This window comes from Planktothrix sp. PCC 11201 (genome assembly GCF_900009135.1).
Lineage (GTDB): Bacteria > Cyanobacteriota > Cyanobacteriia > Cyanobacteriales > Microcoleaceae > Planktothrix.
Map to the genome: position 1 here is coordinate 819,698 of NZ_LT797701.1, position 12,443 is coordinate 832,140.

The 12,443-nt window shown below is 38.0% G+C and carries 8 protein-coding genes; 4 read left to right on the top strand and 4 right to left on the bottom strand.

From position 1 onward, the window contains the following. Positions 1–571 precede the first annotated feature (571 nt). A complete protein-coding gene (locus tag PL11201_RS13815; RefSeq protein ID WP_079679447.1) occupies positions 572–1,414 on the bottom strand; it encodes a Tab2/Atab2 family RNA-binding protein in 843 nt (280 codons plus the stop codon). Positions 1,415–1,616: 202 nt separating this feature from the next. Between PL11201_RS13815 and PL11201_RS13820 the strand changes: the two genes are divergently transcribed. Together PL11201_RS13820 and PL11201_RS13825 are read left to right on the top strand one after the other, a co-directional pair. Then, complete coding sequence (locus PL11201_RS13820; RefSeq protein WP_079679449.1) at positions 1,617–2,900, top strand: valine--pyruvate transaminase; 1,284 nt, start codon at positions 1,617–1,619, stop codon at positions 2,898–2,900. Between the two features lie 256 nt (positions 2,901–3,156). Then, positions 3,157–3,657 carry a hypothetical protein gene (locus PL11201_RS13825; protein WP_200816768.1) on the top strand — a complete coding sequence of 167 codons (501 nt, stop codon included), beginning with the start codon at positions 3,157–3,159 and terminating at the stop codon, positions 3,655–3,657. A gap of 44 nt (positions 3,658–3,701) precedes the next feature. Here the strand turns inward: PL11201_RS13825 and PL11201_RS13830 are convergent, their stop codons facing one another. Continuing rightward, on the bottom strand, positions 3,702–5,987 hold the full coding sequence (locus tag PL11201_RS13830) for a caspase family protein (RefSeq protein WP_079679451.1): 2,286 nt from the start codon (positions 5,985–5,987) through the stop codon (positions 3,702–3,704). A gap of 165 nt (positions 5,988–6,152) precedes the next feature. After that, the gene (gene sat / locus PL11201_RS13835; protein ID WP_079679453.1) at positions 6,153–7,328 is read right to left on the bottom strand and encodes a sulfate adenylyltransferase; all 1,176 of its coding nucleotides are present in this window, start codon (positions 7,326–7,328) and stop codon (positions 6,153–6,155) included. Positions 7,329–8,885: 1,557 nt separating this feature from the next. Here sat and PL11201_RS13840 point away from each other — a divergent pair. Further along, entirely contained in the window at positions 8,886–10,757 is a 1,872-nt protein-coding gene (locus PL11201_RS13840) for a DEAD/DEAH box helicase (protein ID WP_234996693.1), read from the top strand. Between the two features lie 36 nt (positions 10,758–10,793). Continuing rightward, positions 10,794–11,633, top strand: a complete 840-nt coding sequence (locus tag PL11201_RS13845; protein ID WP_079679455.1) for an SWIM zinc finger family protein — start codon at positions 10,794–10,796, stop codon at positions 11,631–11,633. A gap of 18 nt (positions 11,634–11,651) precedes the next feature. Here PL11201_RS13845 and PL11201_RS13850 read toward each other — a convergent pair whose 3' ends face one another. Then, positions 11,652–11,999 carry a XisI protein gene (locus PL11201_RS13850; RefSeq protein ID WP_079679457.1) on the bottom strand — a complete coding sequence of 116 codons (348 nt, stop codon included), beginning with the start codon at positions 11,997–11,999 and terminating at the stop codon, positions 11,652–11,654. Positions 12,000–12,443 lie beyond the last annotated feature (444 nt).

A 12,443-nucleotide genomic window follows, 5' to 3' on the forward strand; every position in this document is an offset into this window, starting at 1 on the left:
CTGATCAAAAGGGAACAGGGAACGCCGGATCTGGGAACAGGGGTAATAATTCTGACTGTTTCATATCAGTATTGAAATGTTACAACCTATTTGGGATTGCTATAGAAATTATCAAGACTATTTAGTTGAATCTCTCAAAGATCCATCTGAAGCCGCATTAAGTACCTAAACAAAATTAATTACAAATCCTCTAACCTGTTCCCTATCCCAACTAGGTAATTTATTTTGCACAAGCACTTATATCTTTGGGCAATTTTATAAGAAAAAGATCCTGAACCTGAATTATTATTATCTGCCCTTCAAGATGTTGCAATGGCACTAGGACAAGAAAAAATGTCTCCAGAACAACTTCAAGAACATTTATTGCGTTTGAATCAATTTCTCGACTAACCAGGAAGCCAAGCAATTTATCGTTTATCCAGTTGGCTACAATCTTTAGGACTAACTTTAACTGTTATAGTTAATTCCGAACCGAATTCCACACTAGAATCTGTTGCTGAAACTGTAGAATTTAGACTATAGAATTTCAGAAATCGAGTTTATTCAAGAAACCCGATTTCTACTATTGATTTTAGTTTTTTATTTCCCCTTTTAATAGCCAAAATCCACTAAAAGTCATCCCGGAATCATCCGGTTGTACTAATAGAAAATGTAATCCTTTTGCTAACTGTTTTCTGACTTCAAAAGTTTTGGCAGCATCCATAACTTCCGCATCTTCAAAGGTTGCCATCACCCAACGCTCAACTAAACCTGATTCTAAGATCAATCCATTAGGAGAACCAGGAATATAATTGAAAGCAAAGGGTCGAATTTCCTCTAACCATCTAGCTAAAAGCATAGATTTTTTGCCTCCGTTAATAATAATTCCAGGAATCGCTACTACCGACGCTAAACCTATATTTATAGGTAAAAAATTATCTGGTATTTGTAGAATTGGAATCGGACGGTCAGCAAAAAAATCTTGTAAATTTCCGGCAGAAATACTAGCAAATTGCCAGTTATCACCCCATAATTTATCAGGTAATGGTAAAGGTGGCAGTTGATCTAATTTCACGGGATTATATGGTTCTCCCGTATAATATTCTGACTGAGAATATTGTGTTGAACGTTCAGTTAACCATTGTTTTAAGGTCTCGGTATTTCGATCTGGTTCCACAACAATTCCTAATACTTTTCCTGCTTTTTCTAATAAACTTAAAGACTGCGGACGAAACACTTTAATTTTATCGGGTTTTTCAGTAACAATTATTTGCTGCAACTGTTCAATTAACCAAGTTGAATTTGCTTGCGACTGAGGACACATCGCCATAAACTCAACCTTGCGAGTCTGGTCACAGACTAACAACTCCCACAGGGGTTGTCCGCTTGCATCCTTGAGGGGGCGAGAATAAAAATCAGCTTGCCAAATTACCATAAACACAAAAAATCCTAATATTCTGGTTGAAAACTGTTCTATATGTTCAATTCTAAGGTTAAGATTGATCAAATGATGATGAACAGATGTCGGATTCCATCGCTCCCGGTTGTGGGTATCGGATTTCTGGTTATGATTCTAGCTCCTACCTACTACCTCCTAATTATAGGGGGATGATGTTAATTAATTGGGTTATAAAACTATGAATCCTGCTTTGACACAATTTGGCGAACGGATGTCTCATTTAACGGGAGTTCGTGCTATTATGAAAGATATTATTGAAACTTTAAGATTAGGAAAAGGCAAGGATTTTATTAACTTAAGTGCAGGAAATCCGGTAATTTTGCCTGAAGTTGAACAATTGTGGCGAGATTGTACCGCACAATTACTATCGAGTCCTGAATATGGGGAAGTTGTTTGTCGGTATGGTTCTAGTCAGGGATATAAACCTTTTATTGATGTCATTGTTGAGGATTTTAATTCTCGTTATGGGTTAAATTTAACCGACCGAAATGTATTAATTACACCTGGTAGTCAATCAATTTATTTCTATGCTACCAATGCTTTTGGCGGATATACCACCGATGGTAAACTGAAAAAAATTGTTCTTCCTTTGAGTCCTGATTATACCGGATATGGAGGTGTGAGTTTAATTCCTGAAGCCGTTTTTGCTTATCAACCCACCCTAGATATTGATGAAGTCAATCATTATTTTAAATATCGTCCTGATTTTAGTCAATTAATTATTGATGAAACCACCGGATGTGTCATTTTCTCCCGTCCCTGTAACCCCAGTGGAAATGTTTTAACAGAAGAAGAAGTTAAAAAAATTGCCAATTTAGCTGTTGATTTTAACGTTCCCGTATTCATTGATTCTGCCTACGCTCCCCCATTTCCTGCCTTGAATTTTACCGAAATGAAACCCGTTTTTGGTGATAATATTATTCATTGTATTAGTTTATCAAAAGCTGGTTTACCTGGGGAACGATTAGGAATTGCCATAGGAAATGAAAGCACAATTCAAGTATTAGAAGCATTTCAAACTAATATGTGTATTCATTCCCCCCGTTATGGACAGGCAATTGCGGCGCGGGCCATCGGTTCTGGAGCGTTATCAGAAATTGCGACTGAGGTAATTCGTCCCTATTATCAACAGAAATTCACCGTTGTTGAAACCGCATTAAATCAAGCCATGCCTCAAAATTTACCCTGGTTTTTACATCGCGGTGAAGGAGCAATTTTTGCCTGGATGTGGTTTAAAGATTTACCGATAACCGACTGGGAATTGTATCAACAGTTAAAAGAAGTGGGTTTGATTGTAGTTCCCGGCAGTTCATTTTTTCCTGGTTTACAAGGAGAATGGAATCATAAAAACCAATGTATTCGGATTAGTTTAACAGCTACGAACGAGGAGATTACAGAAGGAATGAAACGGTTGGCAACGGTGATTGAACAGGTTTATAATCATTCTATTGTTGGTATTTAGATTATTCAATCTCCCCTGTTAATCAGGGGGGATTATCTATATCAATCTCAGTTAATTAATTTCTATAATCTAGGGGGTAATAACAGGTTAATGGCTATAGCATTTACCGATAGAGAAATGCAGAGAGCATGGAGAGAAAATAGGTCAGCTTATGGTTATGAAAATCCTAAAACTAATGCTCATAGGTTACTCTTATTTTACGCTGTTGAATGTGGTTTGAAAGCAATGTATATGAAAAGAACAAAAAAACATCGTAGTGATTATTTCCTATTCTTGGATATTTGCTGCTTTAACTGATTTTAATGGCAGATTGCAAGCTAGAGATATTGTCAGATTTTTGTATAATGCGGCAAAAATTACAGTGGAACAATCCAACAATATTCAATTTGAAAAATGGTCTACTAGCAGACTTTTACCGCCCCAATCAATCCGTAAAGCTTTAAAACCTTGTAGTGAAAAGAAAGTAGAGGAAGCAAAAGAAGAATATCCAGAGTTTGAAAAATGGGTTGAGACACTACGACAATATTCTGTTGAACTACGCAGCATTCCTTTTGCTGTAGAAAAGTTTGGTATGGAACCAAAAACCGTTAGAATATTAGAGGACATGGGAGTGATTTATGAAGATAAAGAAAAAGAAGATATAGCTCGTTTTTATATGCCAGAAATATTTCGAGAAGGGTTGGGTTTTTCCGGCACAGGAGCGCGTCCCCGTGTGTTAGCATTAAAGAGAAAAGTATTAGGACGAGGTATTATATAAAGATGGATAATTTCAACGCTAATTCACATAATTTTTTGTTAATTCTATCCCACAACTCGATAAACAAAATTAAACGTCGCCCAACTATTAATATCGAGGGCTAAATCATCAGTGATAATCCCCATTTTTTCTAAGGTTGGTTGACTACCTCTATTCAAATCTTGTAAAATTGCATCCGCAATATTCAAAGGATTAGAAACTCGATTAAATTTTAAAATACCTTCATTCTTATTAACATTTCTATCTGAAATTTCTAATGTTTCTAAGAAGGGATTATGACTTAAAATAACGTGGGTTTCTACTAATCCGGTTGACCCTTTGACCATTTCTCCTATCATTTCTGTAGAAGAATTTCCACTATAAATGTTAGCGGTCGGTAAACTCAAGGATTTGCCGGGTGCAATTTGTTGTTGTTGGGGGTCAAAACCTGAATTAAAAATATAAGTTTCTCCTTCACTATTCATAGAAAACACTAGGAAATAAACGGGAAATTCCCCTTGATTTTGGAGTTGATATTGTAAACGACTTCCTAGAGTTAAGGTGACAATGCCGATATTTTCTGAAGCGGTAATCGTGGGTTTATTTAAACTAGACTGAGAATTAATATTATTAGTATTTTCTCGATTGATAGTATTAAAAACTCCTGTGGTTTTTCGTTTAATTAAAACTTGAGATTGGGGGGCTAATAAATTTAAAGACGCTCTCACTTTTAAAGATGAGGAACGTTCATTTTCTGTTGATCTTAATAACTTAATTGCTAAACGGGTTTTCAGTTGAGGAATTAACCTATTCACCGCCACTTTTACCGCTTCTCCTCCTTCGCCAACGGTATCGGGAAGTAAGACTAAACCCTTAGAAAATAACCCATATCTGCCCTGAAATAAAGGTGATAAAGGTGGGTTCAATGCTTGAGCAATAGTGGTATCGGTAACGCGACTAAGGACATAATCCGCAGGTTGATCACCTGCTACAATAGTCATCCGAGGAGAATCGGAAAACGCGCTGGTTGCATCGACCCGTTCAATGCGAGATAATTTCGGATCTAAGGCGATTTTTAAATCAATTTTTCGAGGTAAAATCCGAATTGATTCTTGCACTTTTTGTCCAATTCCCAACCCCGAAAATGACGTTAAATTATTGTTTTTTATTTGGGTTTTGGCATTTAATCCTGTGCGAGAACGCAGTTGTAAATAGATAGGATTTTCTAAAGAATCAGACTCTGGTATAATCGTTAATACACTATTTAAACTATAGGAATCTAACACAAAAGCTGGCAGACCAGTTAATAAAATTTTGGCTATTTTGCCGTTATCTTCAACTCCGGTAATTACACCATCAACCGGAGGATAATTAACTAATAAATTCCCTAAAGAAAATTCTGATTCAGTTTGAGGATTAGACCCGGTTAATGTGCGGCGTAGTTGGGGTTGTTGACATGATCCCACAATTTGTTCTACTTCTCCCGCCACTCGACGGATTTGAGCAGATAAATTCCGGGGTGAACTTGCCCCCCAGAGGGTTTGGGTTAAGATGTAAGTGAATAATCCCGCATTAAAGCCGTCCCATCGACCTTCTGTAGAGATTTGGGAAGGTTTGGATGCGGATAAAACTATCCCTGGTAAACCAGGTTTTCGTTTTTCTAATTCTTGACGGGAAATACCTAAACTAGATAATAGTTGATTTTGTAAATCTAATTCTGCGGGATTAATTTCCACAGTTGTGGGACTGGGAATAGCGCGAATTTTTAGAGTCCCTTGTTGATGATATCCTGGATAAATAAAGCTTGTATCTAAAATATTAATTATATTAGAAGTTTTTAGCGATCGCAATAACAACCACAAGGTATCCTCTAAAATATCATTAATAGCTTCCGGTTCTGATAATGCCACATCAACAGGAAGGTAAGAATATTGAATTTGAGATTGATGATCAACCGAATTATCCCTGGGAATACAACTGCCATAACCACTAAAGTGAAACAGCACTAAATCCTCGGTTTTAGCCTGTTCAATTAAATGGGAAATAAATCCCGATTCAATTTGATTTCTAGTAGCTGTTTCGTTGGTTAAAGTTAAAATATCATCGGGTTGAAAACCGAATTTATAAATTAACAAATTCCGTTGTAATTCCACATCCGTTAAACAGCCTTGCAACGGTTCTTCAATGCGATTTGCAGTTGGATATTGATTAATTCCAACTAATAGGGCTAACTTCCGTCGGGTTGGCTGTGCCAAGGCTTGATAAGAACGATAATACAGTCTTTCATTAATCCCCAGCGCCGCCAGAAGTAAGCCAGCCCGTTGTAAAAATTCCCGTCGTTTTAGTCCCATTACCAAAAATCAGTGATCAGTGATCAGTTATCAGTTATCAGTGGTTAGACTTGCCACGGCTCGTCTATAACCCTTATCAGTGATCAGGTTAGAATTGAAAAACAGCTAATAAACTATTAACTATCATATTAACTCTGACACTGATAACTGATTACCAATAACTGATTACTGATTATTCGTTTTCATGGCTTTAATCAATTCGTTAGCAACTTCCGGGCGGGAAAATTCCGGGGGTGGAAGTTCTCCCCGACTGAGTAATTCTCTTACCTTAGTTCCTGATAAATGAACTCGCTGTTCTGGTGAACTGGGACTGGTTTTGCTGGTTGCCATTCCTTCGGTCACCTTACAGTAAAAAGCGTGTTCAAACATCATCGGAGTAATACCTAATTCCCCTGGTTCAAACTCATCGAAAATATATTGAGCATCGTAGGTGCCATAATAATCACCTACCCCGGCATGATCTCGACCCACAATAAAATGAGTACAGCCATAATTTTTCCGCACCAGCGCATGAAAAATTGCTTCCCGGGGGCCAGCATAACGCATGGCGGCGGGATTAATTGCTAAAATAACCCGTTGTTTAGGATAGTAATGATCAATCAAAATTTCATAGCAGCGCATCCGCACATCCGCCGGAATATCATCGGATTTTGTTGCTCCAACTAAGGGATGCAAAAACAAGCCATCAACGGTTTCTAAAGCACATTTTTGAATATACTCATGGGCGCGATGGATGGGATTTCGGGTTTGAAATCCGACAATAGTTTTCCAGCCTTTTTCTCGAAACATTGCCCGTGATTCTGCGGGGTCAATTTGATATTTCGGGAAGTAGGGATGGGACTGACGCTCTAATAACCACACCGGGCCAGCGAGATTAATTCCCCCTTGATCATAAACCACCTTCACCCCAGGATGTTTTTCGTCCGTGGTGCGATAAACCTTCAGGGCTTCAGTTTCCTTGTCGTAGGAATATTTTTCGGTCAGTTCCAAAACCCCAACAAACTCACCCGTGGGGGAATCTAAACGCACCAAACCCCCTTCTTTCAGGGTTGAGGCGACTTCCTCCGATACGGACAAAGTAATCGGAATTGACCAAGGTAAACCATTGCTCAGGTGCATTTGGTCAACAACGGTTTTATAGTCCGCCTGTTCCATAAACCCAGTTAGGGGACTAAAACCCCCAATGGCGATTAATTCTAAATCAGAAAGCGATCGCTCATCCAACTGAACTCGGGGTAAATATTCCCCTTTGCCCAAAAATTCCTGCCGTTGGTCAGGAGTTGCGATACGATTAATCAGATGTCCACCGTGGGGAGCAATGGCGTCTAGTGATTGACTCAAGGATACCTCTCTGCTGCTAACTACAAAAATAACAATTATTTAATCTTCTGAATTTTTCTATCCTACTAGGATTTGTGCACAAAAAACCTAGGGGTTTAGTCTCCAGACCCAACCGAAACAAGAACAGCCACCCTCAAGCTAGGTCACGGGTATAGTAGGGAATCGGCAACCTTGGATCGGGCAACACCAGAAACAAGAGTTCACTCTCTAGGTTTGAGTGTAGGATTGTTGTAATACGAAATCCCCCAAAAATACCACAGCAATAGTTCAGGACTTACGCACCCAACCAAAGAAACCGGGTTTTTTACAGTTTAAATGCACAACATATAACGCTAAACCTGGTTCTAAACTAGCCGTAATACTTTAAAACATTTGTAATGTCTACGGTGTTTACATTGAGATTTGACTTTCATCTATTGAAGACTGATTTAAATCATTTGTAGCTACATATTCCGTTCTGTTGGCAGAAACAGTCACCCGAAATAGTTTGACCTTTAACAAGTTCGGTGTACCGTAGTTCACCAACCCGATATAAAATATAAGCAAATTAAAATAACATCTCACCATGAAAATCCTGCACGGAACCTGGATTCCTGAAACAACAGGTGATTTCATCGAACAAGGTGCATTTTACCTTTGGGTTGAAACTTCGACCCGCAAAACAAAGTCAAACCCGGACACACTCCATCCCCAACATCTGAAAGCATCGAGTTTAGAAGCATTTGTGCAAAATGAAATCGGGATTTCTGAAGATTATTCGCGTTTAATCTCGAATCGGATTTCCCTTAAATACTTTGCCCTGCCAACCCTTAATCAGCAACCGCTTCCTTCACCGGAATTAGCAAAATACTTAGAAACTGACCTAAACTTAGAATTTGAAGAATTTGCTACATGGGAAATTACAACTTATCAATTGGTATCTAGTCGGAATAAATTTAATTCCCTCAACACAATTATAAAACTTCTTAAAGAGATTCACTTCTTCGCTCAACAAAAACCCTCAGAAATGAGCCTCGGTTCTGACCTCTTCTTTTGGTATCACTATACCCAATTATTTAAACAAATTCTTTACAAAGATCAATATATACCCGCTCTTAAATATCGTCAGCTTGCTGCTGCTAAAACCAAAGGCAAACGTGCAACTCAAACTCCGTTATTTGAAATTTATTCCGGCTGGGAAATTATATCAGAACAATATCAATCCTTAATCACTCAATCTATCAACTCAATGCCTTTAGCCTGTGTATCGGGTTCTCTGGTTTCTCAAAATCCGATTAAATTTTATAACCCAGAAACCCTACTGCGCCACTTTTCTGAATCCTTACTGCATCAAATTGTCACCCATACTCCTTTAACAGCTAAGTTTAATCAACAAATTGCTGATACTTTAGTACATCATTGTATTCATCCAAATCCCCAAAATCCCAGAACCAGTCCGGCCGATTTGAAAGAATATCAACAATGGTTAGCTTGGAAGGAAAAACTCACCCACAGCCAAACCGCAGCCGCCTTTGACCTTTGCTTTCAACTCCAAGAAGCCACTCACGAACAAGATAATTGGCTGATTCATTTTTCAGTTTCCTCGAAACAAGACCCATCCTTTNCTCTCGTTCTTCAGGAAAAGCATCGGCGAGTCAAGGATTTTTTAATTTAGATACATTAATTCAATATCAATATTCCCTATCCATTGGCGGTGAAGTTGTTACACCCAAAGAATGGGAACAACTTGTTAATGCTAAAACACCTCTGATTCAATTTCGGGGTCAGTGGATGGAATTAGGAACACAGAAAATGCAGCAGATGCTGGAATTTTGGCAAAAACACACCGAAGAACAACCGGAAATCAAGCTGTTAGATTTCGTCAAAATGTCGGCTTCCTTAGAAGATGAATTAGAAATCGAACATGACTCAATGATATCTGATTTGATGGGGAAATTGCAAGATAAAAGTCAACTTACGATGGTGGGTGATATTCCCCTATTGCAAGGAACGTTAAGGGATTATCAAAAACGGGGAGTATCCTGGTTACAATACTTAGAAAATTTAGGGTTGAATGGCTGTTTAGCGGATGATATGGGATTAGGAAAATCCGTTCAGGTGATTGCTCGATTAGTTCAGGAAAAAGAAACAACAGATTCTACTTTACCCACGTTATTAATAGCACCCACTTCAGTCATTGGGAATTGGCAAAAAGAGATTGAAAAGTTTGCACCCCATTTGCAAGCTATTATACATCATGGTAGCGGTCGAATTCAAGAGCTAGAAGCCTTTAAATCGACTTGTCTTAACTGTGATGTTGTGATCACGTCTTTTACCTTAGTTCGTCAAGATGAAAAATTATTCAATCATTTTGAATGGCGACGAATTGTTGTTGATGAAGCTCAAAATATTAAAAATCCTAAAACCGCTCAAACTCGTGCAATCTTAAAACTTTCGGCGCAATATCGATTAGCTTTAACGGGAACTCCCGTTGAAAATCGTCTCCTAGATCTATGGTCAATCTTTAATTTTTTGAATCCCGGTTATTTGGGAAAAGAAGCTCAATTTCGCAAATCCTTTGAAATTCCTATTCAAAAAGATAATGACCGGATGAAATCTGCAACTTTAAAGAAATTGGTAGAGCCGTTAATTTTGAGACGAGTGAAGACTGACCCTTTAATTATTAATGATTTACCTGATAAAGTGGAGCAAAAAGTGTATTGTAACTTAACCAAAGAGCAAGCATCTCTGTATGAAGCGTTAGTGAAAGATGTGGCTGAAAAAATTAATGAAGTTGAAGGGATTAAACGAAAAGGATTAATTTTATCGACGCTGATGAAGTTAAAACAAATTTGTAACCATCCGGCTCAGTTTTTACAGGATGGAAGTGAATTTTCGGCGGCGCGATCGCAGAAATTACAACGATTAGCAGATATGGCAGAAGAAGCTATTTCCGAAGGAGAAAGTTTATTAGTTTTTAGCCAGTTTACAGAAGTTTGTGATGGTTTAGAACGACATTTTAAACATCATTATCATTATAATACCTATTATATTCATGGGGGTACAAATCGCACGAAACGCGAACAAATGATTACTCAATTCCAAAATCCTGAAACCGAACCTTCTGTCTTTATTCTCTCTTTGAAAGCCGGAGGTGTGGGAATTACTTTAACCAAAGCAAATCATGTATTTCACTTTGATCGCTGGTGGAATCCGGCGGTGGAGGATCAAGCAACGGATCGAGCTTTTCGGATTGGTCAAACTAAAAATGTATTTGTTCATAAATTTGTGGCTTTGGGAACTTTAGAAGAAAAAATTGACCAGATGATAGAAGATAAGAAAAAACTTTCTTCTCAGGTTATTGGTAGTGATGAATCCTGGTTAACGGAATTAGATAATGAAGCGTTTAAACAGCTTATTCAATTGAATAAGGTCGCTTTATTGGAGTAGTTAATTTTGTCGTATTTAAAAGGAGTATGATCTATTATGGCTCAATTTAGTCGGACTTGGTGGGGAAAACAATTTATTGAAGCATTAGAAGCTTTTAGCGACCCGGCACGCTTGGGTCGAGGACGTTCTTATGCAAGGAATGGTAAGATTCTCAAGTCGAGTATTGATCAGAATCGAATTACGGCAACGGTTAAAGGTTCAATTAATCCCTACTTTGGGGTTTATAAGGAACCTCGATATGATACGACTATTGAAATTACACCGATTAGTTCTAGTGATTGGTCGAAAGCGATTCAACATTTGTCTTCAAAAGCAAGTTTTGTATCTAAGTTATTAATGAATGAAGTTCCTGATAATATTGAGGATGTGTTTTCAGAGTTAGGTTTACATTTACTTCCCCAAAGCGAAAAAGATTTTAAAACGACTTGTTCTTGTCCAGATTGGTCAAATCCTTGTAAACATATTGCGGGGGTTTATTATTTAGTAGCATCCCAATTAGATGATGATCCTTTTTTGCTTTTTCAATTGAGGGGTTTATCTAAAGATGTCCTCAAAGCTGAGTTATCTCAATCTCCTTTAGGGAAGATTTTATCTCAAGAATTGACAACCCAGGAAGTTTCTGTACAACCTTCAACATCTTTCTATACAACTGTTGAAACAGAAGGCGTACCAGAGAAAATGAGTGCGCGAGAGTTTTGGTTAGGAACCCATCGACTTCCTCAAGTGGTTGAAGAACCATCTTCTGTGAGTTTACCTGCTATTTTAATTAAAAAACAAGGAGATTTTCCGGCTTTTTGGAAGAAAGAACATTCTTTTATTCAGGTTATGGAGGAGTTTTATGAACGAGTTAAAACTAAAAATAAGAACTTGATTTAGCTTAGAAACGAAAAACTTTTAGCCCACAGCATAGTCGCTCATTTCCCGCATGAAAGGAGGATAAAAACCTAACACAATATCTTGTTTTGGTACGCCCAAATCGACTAAATCTGCCGCAATATCATGTTCCGTTGAATTGTAAAAAATCCAGATTTTCTCATGCCGAATATCCAGATGTATTATACAATGATGTACCCAGCGCTTATGCTGCCAACCTAGATGCACAATTTGATAATGATTTCGCTGCGTATCAAAAATAGTCTCCACCTCAAAATCCCCATAAGCGGGCTTAAATTCTGCGTAACCCATCAACAATTGCTGCACAATTTGCTGATAATTCGTTAATTTATCCGTTACTCCTTCCATCGTGAAATTTGCTCCAATTCAATATCGTAAACCATTATTTTTACGGAATTTTCTTGCAGCATTGAGGCGGGAAAATCAAGTTGAAAGAAGTTGTTATAGACAGGACTCATTAGTACGCTATATGTAGCGTACTAATGAGTTAGCGATGCCGACAGGCGGCGGTACTGCCATCGCCACAGCATTTGGTATTTTAAATTTAATTATGACCACCTACTTAGGACATTCTTGAAAGCTAAAAGCTGCTCACAGTAAGTATTTACCTATTGCCTATTGCCCATTGCCTATTCCCTATTGCCTCTTGCTATATTATCATTGGTATGCGATCGCCTACTTTTGACACGCTATATATAGCCTGCTTGCGTAAGTTCTGTATAGTGAGCTTGCTAAATCCTCCGTGAGGACACTACCCTAAAATTCTATGTGGGATAATGGAAAAAGATGTCC